The sequence below is a fragment of the Haliea sp. genome (genome assembly GCF_041395985.1).
Classification (GTDB): domain Bacteria; phylum Pseudomonadota; class Gammaproteobacteria; order Pseudomonadales; family Halieaceae; genus Haliea.
Genome location: NZ_JAWKZJ010000003.1, coordinates 169,369 through 185,045, shown reverse-complemented (window position 1 = coordinate 185,045; position 15,677 = coordinate 169,369). Strand labels below are relative to the sequence as shown.

At 61.4% G+C, this 15,677-nt stretch carries 18 protein-coding genes and 1 other RNA gene; 8 read left to right on the top strand and 11 right to left on the bottom strand.

Going from position 1 to position 15,677, the window contains the following annotated elements; genetic code table 11:
* The first annotated feature begins 208 nt into the window (after nt 1-208).
* The gene (locus tag R3E49_RS07280; protein WP_371294442.1) at nt 209-652 is read left to right on the top strand and encodes a transcriptional regulator; all 444 of its coding nucleotides are present in this window, start codon (nt 209-211) and stop codon (nt 650-652) included.
* The gene (locus R3E49_RS07275; protein ID WP_371294441.1) at nt 652-1,146 is read left to right on the top strand and encodes a hypothetical protein; all 495 of its coding nucleotides are present in this window, start codon (nt 652-654) and stop codon (nt 1,144-1,146) included. Before R3E49_RS07280 ends, R3E49_RS07275 begins: the two co-directional genes overlap by 1 nt.
* A gap of 150 nt (nt 1,147-1,296) precedes the next feature.
* On the opposite strand, the gene R3E49_RS07270 is transcribed toward R3E49_RS07275, so the two are convergent.
* Nucleotides 1,297-2,532, bottom strand: coding sequence for an integrase domain-containing protein (locus tag R3E49_RS07270; protein ID WP_371294440.1), 1,236 nt, complete (start codon nt 2,530-2,532; stop codon nt 1,297-1,299).
* A 186-nt stretch (nt 2,533-2,718) separates the two neighbouring features.
* Nucleotides 2,719-3,110: a transfer-messenger RNA gene (gene ssrA, locus R3E49_RS07265) on the bottom strand.
* A gap of 126 nt (nt 3,111-3,236) precedes the next feature.
* Here ssrA and R3E49_RS07260 point away from each other — a divergent pair.
* Nucleotides 3,237-4,301, top strand: a complete 1,065-nt coding sequence (locus R3E49_RS07260; RefSeq protein ID WP_371294439.1) for an Ldh family oxidoreductase — start codon at nt 3,237-3,239, stop codon at nt 4,299-4,301.
* Nucleotides 4,302-4,304: 3 nt separating this feature from the next.
* Here the strand turns inward: R3E49_RS07260 and R3E49_RS07255 are convergent, their stop codons facing one another.
* The 8 genes from R3E49_RS07255 to smpB form a co-directional block, all read right to left on the bottom strand.
* A complete protein-coding gene (locus R3E49_RS07255; protein ID WP_371294438.1) occupies nt 4,305-5,570 on the bottom strand; it encodes a BatD family protein in 1,266 nt (421 codons plus the stop codon).
* Nucleotides 5,567-6,223, bottom strand: coding sequence for a hypothetical protein (locus tag R3E49_RS07250; protein WP_371294437.1), 657 nt, complete (start codon nt 6,221-6,223; stop codon nt 5,567-5,569). Before R3E49_RS07250 ends, R3E49_RS07255 begins: the two co-directional genes overlap by 4 nt.
* The gene (locus R3E49_RS07245; RefSeq protein WP_371294436.1) at nt 6,220-7,203 is read right to left on the bottom strand and encodes a VWA domain-containing protein; all 984 of its coding nucleotides are present in this window, start codon (nt 7,201-7,203) and stop codon (nt 6,220-6,222) included. The genes R3E49_RS07250 and R3E49_RS07245 overlap by 4 nt, the downstream gene beginning before the upstream one ends.
* On the bottom strand, nt 7,200-8,180 hold the full coding sequence (locus R3E49_RS07240) for a VWA domain-containing protein (protein WP_371294435.1): 981 nt from the start codon (nt 8,178-8,180) through the stop codon (nt 7,200-7,202). The genes R3E49_RS07245 and R3E49_RS07240 overlap by 4 nt, the downstream gene beginning before the upstream one ends.
* Nucleotides 8,173-8,643 carry a DUF4381 domain-containing protein gene (locus tag R3E49_RS07235; protein WP_371294434.1) on the bottom strand — a complete coding sequence of 157 codons (471 nt, stop codon included), beginning with the start codon at nt 8,641-8,643 and terminating at the stop codon, nt 8,173-8,175. The genes R3E49_RS07240 and R3E49_RS07235 overlap by 8 nt, the downstream gene beginning before the upstream one ends.
* Nucleotides 8,640-9,584, bottom strand: a complete 945-nt coding sequence (locus R3E49_RS07230) for a DUF58 domain-containing protein (protein WP_371294433.1) — start codon at nt 9,582-9,584, stop codon at nt 8,640-8,642. Before R3E49_RS07230 ends, R3E49_RS07235 begins: the two co-directional genes overlap by 4 nt.
* A 12-nt stretch (nt 9,585-9,596) precedes the next feature.
* Nucleotides 9,597-10,586 (bottom strand): AAA family ATPase, encoded by a 990-nt coding sequence (locus R3E49_RS07225; RefSeq protein WP_371294432.1) that lies wholly within the window; start codon nt 10,584-10,586, stop codon nt 9,597-9,599.
* 90 nt (nt 10,587-10,676) lie between these two features.
* Nucleotides 10,677-11,159 carry an SsrA-binding protein SmpB gene (smpB, locus tag R3E49_RS07220; RefSeq protein WP_290743308.1) on the bottom strand — a complete coding sequence of 161 codons (483 nt, stop codon included), beginning with the start codon at nt 11,157-11,159 and terminating at the stop codon, nt 10,677-10,679.
* A 107-nt stretch (nt 11,160-11,266) separates the two neighbouring features.
* On the opposite strand from smpB, the gene R3E49_RS07215 reads away from it, so the two are divergent.
* The 3 genes from R3E49_RS07215 to R3E49_RS07205 are packed head-to-tail and all read left to right on the top strand — an operon-like array spanning nt 11,267 to nt 13,425.
* Nucleotides 11,267-12,622, top strand: coding sequence for a sodium-dependent transporter (locus R3E49_RS07215; protein WP_371294431.1), 1,356 nt, complete (start codon nt 11,267-11,269; stop codon nt 12,620-12,622).
* 41 nt (nt 12,623-12,663) lie between these two features.
* Nucleotides 12,664-13,095 (top strand): type II toxin-antitoxin system RatA family toxin, encoded by a 432-nt coding sequence (locus R3E49_RS07210; protein ID WP_371294430.1) that lies wholly within the window; start codon nt 12,664-12,666, stop codon nt 13,093-13,095.
* A 6-nt stretch (nt 13,096-13,101) separates the two neighbouring features.
* Entirely contained in the window at nt 13,102-13,425 is a 324-nt protein-coding gene (locus R3E49_RS07205; RefSeq protein ID WP_371294429.1) for an RnfH family protein, read from the top strand.
* 7 nt (nt 13,426-13,432) lie between these two features.
* Here R3E49_RS07205 and R3E49_RS07200 read toward each other — a convergent pair whose 3' ends face one another.
* Complete coding sequence (locus R3E49_RS07200; protein ID WP_371294428.1) at nt 13,433-13,798, bottom strand: outer membrane protein assembly factor BamE; 366 nt, start codon at nt 13,796-13,798, stop codon at nt 13,433-13,435.
* Nucleotides 13,799-13,872: 74 nt separating this feature from the next.
* On the opposite strand from R3E49_RS07200, the gene fur reads away from it, so the two are divergent.
* Together fur and R3E49_RS07190 are read left to right on the top strand one after the other, a co-directional pair.
* Complete coding sequence (gene fur / locus R3E49_RS07195) at nt 13,873-14,289, top strand: ferric iron uptake transcriptional regulator (RefSeq protein WP_290742984.1); 417 nt, start codon at nt 13,873-13,875, stop codon at nt 14,287-14,289.
* Between the two features lie 138 nt (nt 14,290-14,427).
* A complete protein-coding gene (locus R3E49_RS07190) occupies nt 14,428-15,675 on the top strand; it encodes a cytochrome P450 (protein WP_371294427.1) in 1,248 nt (415 codons plus the stop codon).
* Nucleotides 15,676-15,677: the final 2 nt, after the last annotated feature.

Here is a 15,677-nt window from a genome sequence, read left to right as displayed (position 1 = left end):
CAGGAGGCCGAATTGCCTAAGCGAACAGGCCAACACCGGGCCAAAAAGTTTAACGCTCTCAAACGTATACCAATCAGAGGTTATTGTTGGCTTTCAGAGCGGCACGAGAATACATATTTCATAAGTCATTATGTCTACAAGGATTATGAGAATCTGAAAAATAAAGATAGTAAGCGAGTTGGCGAAAATTGGAGGAGAATTGAGGTTTATGAAGATGAGTGCTAGAGATCTTTTTTACTCAGAAGGACAAAAGTTTGATGCGGCGGAGGAGCGAGCATTCGCCAGGGATGAGCTCATCTATAATGTGACTGAAGATATTCTTATAGCTTTGGAAGATTTTCAAATTTCCAAAAGAGATCTGGCCGAGAGGTTAGGGAAGTCTCGAGCATATGTCTCTCAGCTCTTGAGTGGAGCTAGAAATATGACATTCGGTACTTTCTCTGACATTTGTTTTGTAATTGGAGTAAAGCCTGTTGTTGGTCTTCAATATTGTTCAGTAGATAGAATGGATAGACGCAGCTTGAATAACGCTACATGGACTAACATTGATGTGGACAAAAATGCCCAATGCGCAAAGAAGGTTGCAATATATCGCTCGACAAATGTTATTGATTGTACTGGCCGCGGAGTATGGGAGAGTAGTGCTGCCTGATGGTTGATGAACTCCTAAATGAAGCTCAAAAAAGCCTTCGAATCCAGGAGGTTTACCTTCGAGAAAGCAAGATATTTGTGAGAGATGATGTCTTTCCTGAGTCAATGGATAGGAGTGATACCATGACTCAAGGTTTTCGCTCATTTGTGAGAATAAGAGAGCTTAATCTCGCAAATGAAGGCGATGATCTCGAGCTATGGAATTATCGTTTTAACTATGCAGTGGGAGTTCGTTTAATACTGGACTCAGAGGAGGAAGAAAGTAAGGCTGACGACTACGAGCCGCTTATAGAGATAGTTGGTCAGTTTGACGCAAGCTATCTATCTCTCAATGAATTGAGCGAAGACCAGCTAATGGCATTCTCTCAGGACAATGTCGGCTACCATGTTTGGCCTTACTGGCGTGAATTCGTACATTCATCGTGTGCGAGGATTGGGTATACGCCAGCCTTTGAGGTTCCGTTTTATCAAATGACCAACAAGAAGGAAGAATAGGCAGCAAGAATCGAAAACCGCAGTCAAGTGTACCTCATTCCTCAGCCTTATGAATGTTGGTTTGGTTTACACAGATCTTCTAACAGTCACTTCTTGCGTTTTCGACTGCAAGTGGTGCGGCGTGAAAAACGCGAAAATTCGACTAGACCCTTACGCCAGTTGTGTTTCGCTGGCCGCAAGGCTCATGTTGCCTGTCGCGGCCTCCTCTATATGTCTGCTCCACCAATCCATCATGCCCCGGCGTCGGCTAAGGTAATCTGCGCGGTTGTAAGCTGACCTGACCTCGTTACTGTCGATGTGGGAAAGGGCCGCTTCTATGAGATCCGGGTCAAAGCCCTGCTCGTTAAGTGTCGTGCTGGCTAGGGCTCGCAAACCATGAGCGACCAGCTTTCCTTGGTAACCCATCCGTCTAAGTGCCATGTTGGCAGTTTGCGTGTGGGTATGTTTCCGGCTGTTACGATCCGCGGTAAATATGAACTCGCGGTGTCCGCTCAGTGGTTTCATGGCGAATAGCAGGTTCATTGCCTGGGGCGACAGGGGTACGCTGTGGGGGCGCGAGTTCTTCATGCGGGACGCTGGGATGCCCCAAACTCGATCTTCCCAGTCAATCTCCTCCCAGCGTGCGCCGGCGGCCTCTCCCGATCTTGCCATGGTATGCAGCATCCACTCGATCAAATAGCGGGTGGTCAGCTTGATACTGGCGCCTGTCAGTGCCCGCATGAGGTCGGGCAGTTGCTCGGGTTTCAGGGTGGGCATGCGCTGCTTGTCTGGCCCGTGGAATGCCTTCCCGATACCAGCGAGCGGATTGGCGTCTATCAGCCCCGTGTTAACCGCATACGTCATGACCTCGTTGACGCGCTGAGTGAGGCGCTTGACCGTTTCCAGCGTCCCTTTTGCGGCGAGCGGTTCCAGAACTGCGATGACGGCGGGCGCTCTGATCTTGTGAATAGGGAGCGTACCCAGGTCGGGCAGCAGGTGGATCTCGAAGGAGCGCCAGATGTCGTCAGCATGACCGGCGGTGATTTTGCCCTTCTTGATGGCCATCCACTTGCGGGCAACTTGTTCGAATGTGGTCGCGTGCGCCTCTTGATTGTGCCTGGCCTGTTCTGCGCGATATTCCTGCGGGTCGATTTCCCGTGCGATTAGGGCGCGTGCATCCTCTGCTAGCCGCCTTGCCGCTGCCAGGGTGATGTCAGGGTAGGCCCCCAAGGTCATGTTGGCGCGTTTGCCAATGTGCGGACGGTAGTAGTTGAACAGCCAGGTTCGCGTTCCGTTCGGTTTGACCCGGAGCTTCAAGCCGGCGCCGTCGACCAGATTGTATTCTCTTGCTCGAGCCTTGGCGTTCAGCACTTCCGTGTTCGTGAGGGGCTTGGTGGTTCGGGCCATTTCCATATCCCATTGAGCATTTTAGGAACACCAGTTCAGGGGGGCTCTGGGTCGGTGTTCCTTCCAGTGTTCCTAAATCATCGGGATTATGCAAGATCAGGATGGACTCCAATGGACAAAAAAGAGCCGAAACCCTTGTGAGTCGCGGCTTTCGTGGACTTCTTTGGACTTGCTTGGATGGGTGTTTGGTGGAGGCGGCGGGAGTTGAACCCGCGTCCGCCAGTACTCTGCCTTCGGCTCTACATGCTTAGTTTCCGTTAATTAATTTAGCCTCATACAGCCCAACGGGCAGGACGTAATTGGCGAGCCTGAATAAGTTTTAGCAGTTCCACCTCAGGCGGGCTTCACAGCGATCCAGTTCTATATGACAGTCAGTAGTGCGGTACTGGCACCTTACTAAAGACCGCTAGGGCCGAAGCCACTAGTTGGTGCTTTCACGGGCTGCTTACGCAGCCAGTTGGGCACCGTAGTTGTCGTCATTGGCAACTAATAGTTTGCAGCTTTGGATTTACGTGATTCGCTACCATCACGGCATGCACCTCAGGGTTCGTTACCGTCGTCGAATCCGTATCGCCCCCAGTGTGACTCGCAATTGTACCTCAATTGCACAGTGTTAGACTGTGAAATCTGCAATAGTTCCCTCGGGGCCGCTTTCCCGCCAGTGGGCGCTTTACCTGCCATACCGCTAAAAAAAGGAGCCTGACATGTCCGTACGTTACGCTCACACCGACCTCCACGCTTTCAGCCAGCGCCTGTTCGAGGCCGCGGGCTTGCCCGCTGAACGTGCCGCGGTGATGGCCGAGGTGCTGCTGGAGGCCGACCTGATGGGCTTTACCACCCACGGTATGCAGCGCGTGGCGCACAATGTGCGCTGGCTGATGGAGGGCGCAAGCCGCTGTAATGGCGAGCCTGTGGTGCTGGTGGACAAGGGCGCGCTGTTCAACTGGGACGCCGCCTTTCTGCCCGGCCCCTGGGTCGTCAGTCAGGCGGTTGATACCGCGCTGGCCCGCGTTCCGGAGTACGGCGTGGTCACCGCCACGTTGCGCCGCAGCCAGCACATTGCCTGCCTGGCAGCCTATCTGCCCCGGGTGATTGAGGCCGGTTATCTCGGGATCCTGACCTGCTCGACGCCCGCGGAGCACACGGTGAGTCCCTTTGGCGGCCTCACGCCGGTATTTTCCGCCAACCCGCTGGCCATGGGTGCTCCGGGGAAGGAGTACCCACTGCTGTTCGATATCAGCATGTCCATCACCGCAGGCGGCTACGTGGCGCGCGCGGCGCGTGAGGGCGAGCGGCTGCCCGAACCCTGCCTGAAGGACGCGGAGGGCGTCATCACGGATGACCCGTCCGCGCTCGCTGGACCGCCCCGGGGCAGCATCATGCCCATCGGTGGTGCCCAGCATGGTTACAAGGGCTCCGCGCTGTCGGCCGCAACCGAAGTGCTGAGCATGGCGCTGGGCAACTATGGCCGGGCCGATGCGGAAGCAGCGGGGGACGGCGAAGCCAATTCTGTGTTCCTACAGATTATCGATCCTGCGGCCTTTGGCTCGCTCGCCGTGTTCAGGGAGCAGCTGCATGCACTGCAGTATCTGGTCACCGCAAGCGAAGTATCCGAGGGGGCACCGCCGGCACGGTTTCCCGGGCAGAGAGCGTGGCAGCAGCGCCGTGAGCAACTGGCGGGTGGCGTGGCGCTGTACCCCAGCATCATGAAGGATCTGGCGCCGCTGGCGCGCCAGCTGCAAGTGCCGCAGCCTGCGCCGCTGGGCTGATATTCAGGGGTTCAGCGGCGGCAGGGCATGCGCCGCCGGTTTGTGGCTGGCCTTGAGGTAGCGTTGCCGAGCGGCCTGCAGTTTTTTCTCCAGTGTGCTGCCGACCGGCGCTTCTTCTCCCCGGCCAAACAGCGCAATACGCCAGCTGTCGAGTGCGCGGGTGAGGGCTTCGTCGCCGTAGCGTTGCGCGAATTCCCGGCTGTCCATGGTCGGGGTCAGGTGCGCGCTCCAGGCCAGCAGGGCGCGGTAGGCCGCAGCGCGGTCGTGGGCCCGTAACCGCTGCTGCAATACCTTGAAGGCATGCGCTTCGCTGTCGAGGTGGCGCTGCCGGTGGGCTTCCCAGCGTGGGCGCAGTGTCTGCTGCCAGCTGCGCCAGCATGCCCAGGAGAGCAGGAGGGCCGCCGCGGCGGCGACCAGTAGTGGCCACCATTGCAGGGCGTAATCACGCGCAGCGGTTTCGCCCTCGCGCGCTGGGGCTGCACCGCTGACGCGCAGCGTCACACCGTCGGCGGTGACCTGTTCCACCCTGCCGGTGTCGGTATTCCAGTAGCTCAGGGTCACCGGCGGCACGCTGTACTCGCCCCCCGCCTCAAACACCAGTGTGAGCTTTTCACTGCGTGTCGCGGGCGGTCCGTCCGCCGTGGTGGGTCGGTCGGCGTAGACCGAGGCGGCCTCAAAGTCCAGCTCGGGCGCGAGTGGCGGCAGGAAGATCGCGGGCAGTCCCTCCAGCTCGGCCCGGTATACCAGCGTAACGGCGTCGCCCGGTTGCAAACTGCCTGTATCGCCACCGACTTCCAGGGTCAGGCGCAGCGCGTTGCCGGCCAGGTAGGGGGTCAGTGATTCTGCGCCCGGCGGCACCACCGCGCTGAAACGAATCTCGGGAAGCGCCACCTGCAGGCGTGTGGGCGCGCTGCCTGGGTTGGCATAGCTGACCCCGAGTTCAGCTTCGTCGATGCGATACTGTGCGGCCTGCAGCGGATAAATGCGGAAGCTGCGTACGATCCCTGACCAGGTTTCGCCGTTGATCGCGCGACTGGTGGGGAAGGAGCTGTCCGGGGGGCGCTGTGTGATCGCGTTGGCCAGCTCAAAGTCGGGGTAGTTGGGGGGCTGTGCAAACCAGGTGGGTACGAGTACCGTAACCTGCAGCTCCAGAGGTTCACCCACCCTGACCTGTTGCGGCGTTATGCTCACTTCCACCACGGGCTGCACCTGGGCCAGGCTGTGTGCGCTCAGCAGCACAAGCAGGCACAGGGCGAACCAGCGCTTCATGGCGCCTCCTCCCGGCTTTGTTCCAGCGCGAAGCGCGTGCGCAGGAATTCGGCGGTGTCGGTATCCACCGAGCGCATCCACTTCTCGGCGGACTCAAGGCCAATGGTGCTCTCCCGCGTGATTTCCATTTCTCGACCGCGCTCGACCTCGTTGTCGAACACGTAGTCATCCGCGCTGAGTTCGGATTCGTCTTCGGTATCACTGTCCTCGCGCAGCTGCTCGATGTACTCGGTGATATGCCGTGCCAGGTCCAGGTTTTCCGCGGCCTGCTGCCAGCCCGGCTCGGCGGCGACGGCCAGCTCGAAGGCACGGATGGCGTTGCGATAGTCGCGTGCCTTGATCAGGGCGTTGCCCCGGTTGTAGAAGCCCACGGCGTCCGGAATGCGGGCGAACAGGTCGGCGGATTGCTCGTACTGGCCCGCATAGTAGGCCGCGGTGGCTTTCTGTGCCGGGTCCTCGAAGCGAGCCAGTGCCGTTTTCCAGTCGCGCTGGTTCATTGCGCGCTGGCCCTGCTGGTCGCGGGTCAGCCACAGATCGGCAAGGGTGGCCTCCCGGCTCGCCAGCCACACCAGTGCCAGCAGGGCTGCGAGAGTTACCGCGGCAAACTGCAGCGGCGCGTGCTGCCAGGGTGACCTCTGATTCCGGCGCTTCATCGCAGCACCCAGCCCCGGCGGAAGCCGTAGAGCACCAGCAACAGGGCGGGCCAGAGCAGCAGCCAGCCCTCGTCGTGCCACTCGGCGTCCGGGTCATCCGCCTGCAGCAGATTCGATTCAATCAGTCGCAGCAGCTTGCGTATATCCGCATCGCCTGCTTCGCTGCGCACCAGGGTGACGTCGGTTTCGTTCGCCACGCGGCGCAGCAGGTCGGTGTCAATCGCCGTTTGCAGGGGGCCGCCCCCGGGGCCAACCACGGGCTTGCCATCGGGTAACAGTGCGACAGCGCCGGCATCGGTGCCCACCACTAGTGCCGCCACCGCCGGGGCCGAGGCATTGACACTGAACGCGGCGAGCGCGGGGATGTCGGCGCTGTCGAAACCGTCGGTGATGAACAACAGCGTGCCGATGCTGGCGCTCTCGCCCAGCAGGTCCAGTGCCAGCGGCAGTGCGGCTGCACTGTTATTGCCGCCGCGCGGCATGATGGCCGGGTCCAGGCTCTCGAGAAATCCGGCGAGAACCGCGCTGTCGGTGGTCGGGGGGACCACAATGTGCGCAGAGCCCGCGTAGGCTATCAACGCGGTGCGCGCCCCGGTGCGGGCCGCGACCAGGTCCAGTGCCTTGAAACGTGCCCGGTCCAGGCGGGTGGGTGCGAGGTCGTTGCTGCGCATGGAGTCGGTGACCTCCATTGCGATCACCAGCGGTGCCGTTTCCTCAAACCACGGTGCCACCTGCTGGCGCCAGGCGGGGCCGGCGGCGGCCAGTGTCAGGGCCAGCAGGGCGATGGTGAAGCTGTCCAAAGCGCTGAAACCTGTGCGCGTGTCGTGCTGTATGGTCAGCGCGCGGCGCAGGTGCGGCGCAACCAGGTTGCCCAGTGGGCTCTCGGGGCTGCGCTGGGTGCGCAGCAACCACCAGATGCCAAGAACCGCGGGCAGGGCAAGCAGCCAGAGCGGGCGCAGAAAATGCAGCTGTTCCATCATGCGCTGCTCCTTTGTCGGCCGAACCGCATGCCCGCCAGTGTCGCGAGCCCAATCAGCAACGCAGCACCCGCGGGCCATACCACCAGTGATTGCCGCGGGCGCCAGGACTCGGTGTTCACCTCGGCGGCGGTCGCCTCATCGATGCGCTGGTAGACAGCGGCGAGCGCAGTCTCATCCTCGGCATTGAAAAACTCGCCGCCGGTGCGCCCGGCAATATCGGCCAGCAGGCTGAAGTCGACCCGGTCTTCCCCCGTGGCCTGCGGGTCGCCAATGCCGATGGTGTAGATTTCCACGCCATTGCGCGCGGCAATGGCCGCGGCATTGATCGGCGTCATGCGGCTGGCAGTGTCGTTGCCGTCGGTGAGCAGAATCAGAATGCGTTCCTCGATGCTGCTCGATTCAAAGGCGTGAATGGACAGGCCGATGGCATCGCCCAGCGCCGTTTGCGGCCCCGCCATGGCGACGGCCATCAGGTCGACCAGGGTGCTTGCAGTGGCGAGGTCACGGGTGAAAGGCAGCTGCATATAGGCTTTGTCGCCAAATACGATCAGCCCCACGCGGTCGGACTCGCGCTCGGCGATGAAGGCCTTCACTACCTGTTGTACGGCTTGGTGACGGGAAATGGGCTGGCCGTCGCGCCCGGGGAAATCCCGGTAATCCATGGAGCCGGAGAGGTCGATGGCGAGCATGATGTCGCGTGCGACCTCGGTGCGTACAATGGGTTCTCCTACCCAGTTGGGCCGCATCAGCGCGACAACCAGCAATAGCCAGATCAGCCAGAGGAGAACGGCCTGCGTGCGGCGTCGGCGATGCACCACGGCGCCGGTGCCCGGCTCCACGCCGGACGCGGCCACGATGTCGGCAAAAAAAGGTACGCGCAGGGCACTGGCGCGCTCCCGGTGCGGCGGCAACCCCCACCACAGCAGCAGCGGCAGGGGCAGGGCGAGCACAGCCCAGGCAAAGGCAAACTCAAGCACGGTGCACCTGTACCCAGCGCCGGGCCGCGGCCAGTAACTGTGGGTCGTTCACGGGCGCGAGATAGGCTGCGCGGGCGAGAGAGGGCGCTGCGGCCGTAACCACGGGGTCGTTGCCGCTGCTGGTGCACAGGAACGCGGCCCAGGCGTCGCCCTGCAGGGCGGCAACGTCCCGGCGTGGATAGGCGCCCAGCGCCGTGCGCTTGAGCAGCACGGCGATAGCCTGGCTCGCAGCCGGTTCCTGCTGCGCCAGCGCATCCAGCGCGCGCAGCGCCTCCCGTCGATAGCGGTTGCGCCGGTAGGCGGCGACACGGTGCCCGAGCGCGATCAGCATCAGCGCCAGGAGCCAGCCTCCCAGCACCCACCAGCCGCTGGTGGCGGGTGCCATCGACACCGGTTCCGGCGTCACCATGGGGTGCAGCAGGTCGATCAGTTGTGAGAGCGAAAGCCCGTCGTAGCGGCTCATGCGCGGGGTCGTCCGGGGCGCGCCTGGCCCAGTAGCTGCCGGATCTGCGGCAGGGTGTCCTGCGCCGCGTTTAGGGGCAACACGGACAGGTTGATCTCGCGTTGCCAGTTCCTGATGGTCTGCAGTCGCTGGCGGGCAAAGCCGCCCACGGCTTCCAGAGTGCTGCTGTGGCTGAGATCGATTTCCGCCTGCAGGTGGCCGTCGCCGAGCACCGTGGGTTCGCCGCGGGTCAGGCCCTGCTCTGCCAGCGGGTCGTGGACCAGCATCAAGAGGACATCGTTGTGCGCGGCGATGGTGGACAGGCGTTTGCGCGTGATCTCATTGGCCCCGGCAAAGTCGCTGAGGATGATGACCAGGTGGTCGTGCCGTGCCAGGCGCGCCACCGGCCGCAGCACGTCGTTCAGGCGGTCAGCACCTTCGTCGACCCGCTTTGCCGCGTGTAGCGCGCCATTGAAGTTGGCCATGGTCTGCAGCAGGGCAAACAGGGTTCGCCGGCTGCGGCGCGGGGCAAATTCCACTTGGGTGCTGTCGTCGAACACAATGCCGCCGACGCGATCTCCCGCGCCGAGCACGCCAAAGGCGGCGATGGCTGCGGCCTCTGCCGCAGTGACGGACTTCATGTTCAGGGTGGAGCCAAAGAACATCGACATGCGCTGGTCAACGACCAGCAGCGCTGGTCGGTCGCGCTCCTCCGTGTAGACCCGCACGTGGGGAGTGCCGGTGCGCGCGGTGGCTTTCCAGTCGATCGAGCGAACGTCGTCGCCGGGCAGGTAGTCGCGCATTTCCTCAAAGTTGAGCCCCCGGCCGCGCAGGCGGGAGGCATGTTGGCCGTTGAGCACACTACGTGCAGGCTGGCGCGGCAGGAAGCTGAGTTGTTCGGCAGCCCCCTGCAGGTTGCGCAGGTGTTCGAGTGAGACGTGGATACGGGGGTCGTCGTGCATGGCGCGGCGCCGCTAGGGCAGTGCCACCTCAGCCAACAGTGCGTCGATGACCTTGTCGGCGTTCATGCCTTCGCCGTGGGCCTCGTAGGACAGCATCAGCCGGTGTCGCAGGCAATCGTGGACAATGGCGCGCACATCCTCGGGGTCGACATAGTCCCGCCCCTGCAGCCAGGCGTGGGTGCGACCGCACTTGTCCAGTGCGATAGATGCCCGTGGGCTGCCGCCCACCTCAATCCAGCGGGCAACGTCGGCCGAGTACTTTTCCGGCGTGCGGGTGGCATATACCAGATCGGCCATGTAGCGCTTCATGGGCTCCGACACATGCACCTGGGCGATTTCCCGCCGTGCATCAAATACCGCCTGCTGCGGGATTCGCGCGGGTTTTTCGGGTTTTTCGCCGGCGTCATCCGGGCGCGCCTGCGCCTGCCGTTCCTCTGAACGCACCAGGTCGACAATGCGCATTTCATCCTCGACGGGCGGGTAAACAATGTTCACGTGCATCAGGAAGCGGTCCATCTGTGCTTCGGGCAGGGGATAGGTGCCTTCCTGTTCAACCGGGTTCTGGGTTGCCATCACCATGAACAGTGGCGGCATGCGGTGCGTCTTGCCAGCGACCGTGACCTGGCGCTCTTCCATGGCCTCGAGCATGGCGGCCTGGACCTTGGCGGGTGCACGGTTGATTTCATCGCCGAGCACGATATTGGCGAAGATGGGGCCGGGCTCGAAGCGGAAGTCGCCCCGGCTGCCATCCTGGTAATACACCTCGGTGCCGGTGACGTCCGATGGCAGCAGGTCAGGTGTGAACTGAATGCGGCTGAAGTCCGCTTCCAGATGGTCTGCCAGCGCCTTGATGGCGCGTGTTTTCGCCAGACCGGGCAGGCCCTCGACCAGCAGATTGCCATTGGCCAGCAGACCGATCAGTAGCCGCTCGATGACCGCCTCCTGGCCAACGATGGATTGTTGCATGCGCGTGCGCAGTTCATTGATACGTTCTTTCGACATGCCAGGCGACCCGAGTGCAGTAGAAGGACTCGCTCATGTTGCCAGCCTCGACGAGGCTGAACAATGCTTTCCGACCGGTGTGAGGGGGAGTTACTGCTTGACGTTGTCGCGGATGATGCGCTGTTTTTGACGGTTCCAGTCGCGCTCTTTTTCCGTATCGCGTTTGTCATGGCCCTTCTTGCCTTCGGCGAGCGCGATTCGGGCTTTCACCAGATGCCCTTTCCAGTAGAGCTGGGTGCACACGCAGGTCAGTCCTTTCTGGCTGGTCGCGGCAAGGATCTTCGCCAGTTCCTTACGGTGCAGCAGTAAGCGGCGGGTACGGGTGGGATCGCTGACATAGTGCGTGGACACGGTCTCCAGCGGCGTGATCTGGGTGCCCAGCAGCCAGGCCTCACCGTCCTTCATCAACACATAGGAGTCGGTGAGTTGGCATTTGCCCATGCGCAGGCTCTTGACTTCCCAGCCCTGCAACTCAACGCCCGCCTCGTAGCTGTCGAGCAGGTGATAGTCGAAGGTCGCACGCTTGTTGCGTGCGATCACATTGTCGTTTTTTGCTGGCTTCTTGTTACCCATGGCGCGCATTATACGGACAAGCCTGCACACTGGAACGTGAATTTGGCTCTTTTCATCACCTGCGCTGTGGGGCAGTCTAAGCCCATGATTAGAAGGAAGTTTTCCCGGTGAATTCGACTGCGGGAAATCCGCTGGGGGAGTGGCGCTCACGGATGACGTTTGTGCTGTCACTGGCCTGCGCCACGGTCGGCATGGGCAGTGTCTGGCGGTTCTCCTACCTGAGCGGGGAGTATGGTGGTGGCCCGTTCGTGGTCGCGTATGTCATTTTTCTACTGCTGTTGGGCGTACCTTTGCTCATTGCCGAGCTTGTGCTTGGGCGGCAGGGTATGGGCAGCGTGGTGGAGTCGGTCAATCGCGCTGTTGAGCGCTCCCGGCTGCGGCGGGCCTGGCTGGCGCTACCCTGGTTGGCCTGTGTAACCGGTGTTCTGCTGCTTGCCCTGTACGCCGTCGTCGCGGGTTGGGCACTGGTGTACGCGGGCGCGATGTATACCGGGAGTTTCAATGCTGCGAGCATGTTCAATACCGCGCAGTATTTCGAGGCACTGGTGGAGGATGGTGATCGTATGCTGCTGGGCCAGACGCTGTTCCTGGCCAGCGCGGTGGTCGTGGTCGGCGCGGGTGTGCGCCGCGGCATTGGCCTGTTTGCCTGGCTGGTGGTGCCTACGCTGCTCGCAGGGCTGGTTCTCCTGGTGCAATACAGCCTGGCAAACGGCAATGCGTCGGCCGCGGGCAAATTCCTGTTCTCGGTACAATGGCTGGATTTCAACCGTGACGCGGTGTTGATGGCGCTGGGCCAGGCCTTCTTCACCCTGGGTGTAGGCGTGGGAACGGGTATCAGTTATGGCAGTTACGCGCCCGTTCGCGCGCCCATCGGTCGCTCGGTGCTCGCGGTGGCATTGTTCGACACGCTGGTGGCCATTGCGATGGGCCTGGCGATATTTCCGCTGGTGTTCGCCAGCCATCTGCTTCCCTCGATGGGCCCTGGCCTGATGTTCATCAGTATGCCCTACGCCTTTGGCAACATGCTGAATGGCGAGGTGTTTGGTGCGCTGTTCTTTGCGCTGGTGGCGCTGGTGGCCCTGGGGTCTGCCATCGCCATACTCGAGCCGGTGACCGGGGCCATCAAGCAGCGCTTCGGCCTGCGCCGGGTCACCGCGGCGGTCATAGTCGGCGCCGTCGTTTGGGCGCTGGCCTATGCAGCAGCCGCGACGCTGGCCCCGGACAGCCGCGGTAGGGCGCCGGACCTGTTTCGGCTCATGGACCAGCTCGCCGGCGGTGTGTTGCTGCCTCTGGTGGCTCTGGGCACCGCCCTGCTGGTGGGTTGGCGGCTGGGACGCCCCCTGCTGCGGGCACAGCTGTACCGCGAAAGCACACAGTTTTTTTCGCTGTGGTACTTCCTGTTAAGGTATATTGCGCCGCTGGGCATCGTGCTGGTCATGGCAAGTGCCCTGGTAACGGAGTAAACCCGAGGTGGCGCCGGTCGCCACCCCCGACAGAGATCGCGATGACCCGAATCTACCGCCACGCCCTGTTGCCTTATGAAGATCGGCAGCTGTTTGACCTGGTGAATGACATCGAGGCCTACCCGGAGTTCATGGACGGCTGCGTTGGCTCCCGGGTGCTGCGCCGTGAGGCGGATATCGTTGAAGCGCGCCTGGATCTGTCGCGAGGCGGCATCAAGCAGAGTTTCAGTACGCGTAACCATCTGCACGCCCCGCAATCGATCACCCTGGAATTGCTGGACGGCCCTTTCGACTACTTCCAGGGTAACTGGGAGTTTCGCGGCCTTGGCAGCAGTGCCTGCAAGGTGACCCTGGACCTCGAGTTCAGTACCAGCAGCCTGCTGGTGGGTGCAGCAGTCAGTCGCCTGTTCGACAGCGTCACCAACAGCCTGGTCGACGCCATTGGTCGCCGCGCGCGGCAGCTTTACGGTTAGGATGCGATGAGCGAGACGAGCGAGACAGACATGATTCAGGTCGAAGTGGCCTATGCGCTACCGGACCGACAGGCAATTATCCCGGTCAACGTGGCAGCGGGTACCACGGCGCTGGAGGCTGCCCGGCGTTCCGGGGTCGCGCTGCGTTTTGAAGGACTCAACCTGGAGGATTCGCGACTGGGTATTTTCGGCAAGCTGGTAGCGCCTGACCAGGTGCTGCAGGCGGGTGACCGGGTTGAAATTTACCGGCCACTCAAGGCCGACCCGAAAGAAGTACGCAAGGCGCGAGCAGCCCGTGTGAAGGAGCGTCGCCAGGAAAGCGACGGCTGAGAAGTCGTTATTGGGAGGGCTCGCTCTCGGGTGCTGGCGTTGACGCCGCCCAGGCAGGCAGATAGTCCCCGCTCACACCCGTGAGCGCATCGCCGTCGAAGTGCACGCTGACGGAGGCTTCCCGGATCACATCGTTGCCGTTTCGCAACAGGTAGGGATAGTCCCAGCGGTCGGCATTGAAGCTGTCTTCCACAAGCGGAGTGCCGAGAATGAAGCGCACCTGGCGCTGGCTCATGCCGGGCTGCAGCTGATCGATCATGTCCTGGGTGACAATGTTCCCCTGCTCAACGTCGATACGGTAGACACCGGGGAACCCGAAGTTGCCGCAGGCAGTGAGCGAGGCCAGTGCCAGTGCCAGGAAAATACTGCGCATGGGCTTTAACTTCCACTTGTCATGATGGGGTGGCATCATACCCGTCCAGACCTGTACAGAGAACCCCCGATCCCATGCCGACTGACAATCAGGAATTGCGCAATGCGGGCCTCAAGGTCACGCTGCCGCGCGTCAAGATTCTGCAGATTCTGGAATCGACCAGCGAGACCAGCGAGCACCTCAGCGCCGAGGATGTCTACCAGAAGCTGCGCGATGCCGGTGAAGACGTGGGGCTGGCGACCGTGTATCGCGTGCTGACCCAGTTCGAGAGCGCAGGGCTGGTGAACCGTCACAATTTTGAAACCGGCCATTCGGTGTTTGAACTGGACACCGGTGAGCACCATGACCACATGGTCTGCATGACCACCGGCGATGTGATCGAATTCACCGACCCGGTGATTGAACGCCGCCAGCAGGAAATCGCCGCCGAACACGGATTCGAGCTCGTTGATCACTCCCTGGTGCTCTACGTGCGAGAGAAACGCCGCTAACCCTCTCCCTGCGCGGCTTTTGTCGCGCTTTTTGCATGACATTTCCTCGGCGTGACGTGGAATTAATAAAAATACACTTGTGTGTAGTTTTATGCGAACGTATATTCTTGCGTCAGCCTATTGGCAGAGGAGGCAAGTATGCAGGCCGTCAGCGAAACCCAAGAGCCCATTGAGGCCCTGTTCAATCCGGCATCGCCGGAGTATCTGGAAAATGCGCCGGAGCAGTACCTGGCGCTGGCGCGGCGTGGCCGCCTCGTGTGGTACGCGCCCTGGCAGGCGTGGATCATGACCCGCATGCCCGACATCATGGAGTGCTGGCGCAACGAATACCTGTCCTCCGACTTCTATGATTGGGAATTTGCACCGCCGCGTCCGCCGGAGGACCAGTGGAGTAATTACGAGCGCGCGATGATCGGCCATAGCCTGCTCGCTGACCACGACCACCATCGCCTTGTGCGTCGCGTGGTGTCGCCTGCCTTCTCCCGCAACGTGGTCGACGAGATCCAGCGCCGCATCAAGCCCGATGTTGAACGGTTGATCGGCGAACTCGCAGATCTGGAAAGCTTTGACTACATCGAGAAAGTGGCCAACCACATTCCGTTCATCTCCATCAGTCGCATGGTCGGGCTGCCGGAGAAATACTGGCCCGAAATCAAGCAGGTGGTGCTGACCTTCACCGAGGCATGGAACCCCACGCTGAGTGACGAGCGCCGCGAAGCGGCTCGCCAGGACAGCAACCGCGCCATCGAGATCCTGCAGCGGGTGATTGCCGAGCGTCGCGCCAACCCCGGCGATGACGACTTCCTGAGTGTGCTGCTGAAGATTGAGGCGGAAAACGAGAATTTCGGTGAGTGGGACATCATCACTCTGATCCTCGCGCTGATTGGCGCGGGTGCGGATACCACGCTGGTCGCCCAGCAGTGGACGCTGTACTCGCTGCTCAAGCACCGCGATCAGATTCCCGCTGCGCTGGAATCGCCGGATGCATTCTCTAACACTTTCAGCGAAGTGATGCGCTGGTCCATCTCGTCGAAGATGGGCTTTGCCCGCTACGCGCCGGCGGACATGGAAATCCTCGGCCAGAAAGTGACCAAGGGGCAGATGGTGCTGATGATGCCGCACCTCAAGGATCACGATCCCGAGTATTACACTGATCCGGAGCGCTTCGACGTCAAGCGCGAGTTCAACCCTGATGTGCTGTTCGGCTACGGGCCGCGCTACTGCATCGGCGCCGCCATGGCCAAGCGTCAGCTGTACCTGACCATGGTCGAGCTGTTCAAGCAGTTCCCGGATCTGGAACTGGATGGAGAGCCGGAGAAAGACAATTCTGACCACAACGCGGTGGTGTTTCGCGAGCTGCGCGTACGCACCAATATCCGCAAATAAGA

Excerpts from the sequence above, each read along its gene's own strand:
- R3E49_RS07280 (WP_371294442.1), top strand. The coding sequence starts at position 209 with ATGAAGATGAGTGCTAGAGATCTTTTTTACTCAGAAGGACAAAAGTTT.
- R3E49_RS07275 (WP_371294441.1), top strand. The coding sequence starts at position 652 with ATGGTTGATGAACTCCTAAATGAAGCTCAAAAAAGCCTTCGAATCCAG.
- R3E49_RS07270 (WP_371294440.1), bottom strand. The coding sequence starts at position 2,532 with ATGGCCCGAACCACCAAGCCCCTCACGAACACGGAAGTGCTGAACGCC.
- R3E49_RS07260 (WP_371294439.1), top strand. The coding sequence starts at position 3,237 with ATGTCCGTACGTTACGCTCACACCGACCTCCACGCTTTCAGCCAGCGC.
- R3E49_RS07255 (WP_371294438.1), bottom strand. The coding sequence starts at position 5,570 with ATGAAGCGCTGGTTCGCCCTGTGCCTGCTTGTGCTGCTGAGCGCACAC.
- R3E49_RS07250 (WP_371294437.1), bottom strand. The coding sequence starts at position 6,223 with ATGAAGCGCCGGAATCAGAGGTCACCCTGGCAGCACGCGCCGCTGCAG.
- R3E49_RS07245 (WP_371294436.1), bottom strand. The coding sequence starts at position 7,203 with ATGATGGAACAGCTGCATTTTCTGCGCCCGCTCTGGCTGCTTGCCCTG.
- R3E49_RS07235 (WP_371294434.1), bottom strand. The coding sequence starts at position 8,643 with ATGAGCCGCTACGACGGGCTTTCGCTCTCACAACTGATCGACCTGCTG.
- R3E49_RS07230 (WP_371294433.1), bottom strand. The coding sequence starts at position 9,584 with ATGCACGACGACCCCCGTATCCACGTCTCACTCGAACACCTGCGCAAC.
- R3E49_RS07225 (WP_371294432.1), bottom strand. The coding sequence starts at position 10,586 with ATGTCGAAAGAACGTATCAATGAACTGCGCACGCGCATGCAACAATCC.
- smpB (WP_290743308.1), bottom strand. The coding sequence starts at position 11,159 with ATGGGTAACAAGAAGCCAGCAAAAAACGACAATGTGATCGCACGCAAC.
- R3E49_RS07210 (WP_371294430.1), top strand. The coding sequence starts at position 12,664 with ATGACCCGAATCTACCGCCACGCCCTGTTGCCTTATGAAGATCGGCAG.
- R3E49_RS07205 (WP_371294429.1), top strand. The coding sequence starts at position 13,102 with ATGAGCGAGACGAGCGAGACAGACATGATTCAGGTCGAAGTGGCCTAT.
- R3E49_RS07200 (WP_371294428.1), bottom strand. The coding sequence starts at position 13,798 with ATGCGCAGTATTTTCCTGGCACTGGCACTGGCCTCGCTCACTGCCTGC.
- fur (WP_290742984.1), top strand. The coding sequence starts at position 13,873 with ATGCCGACTGACAATCAGGAATTGCGCAATGCGGGCCTCAAGGTCACG.
- R3E49_RS07190 (WP_371294427.1), top strand. The coding sequence starts at position 14,428 with ATGCAGGCCGTCAGCGAAACCCAAGAGCCCATTGAGGCCCTGTTCAAT.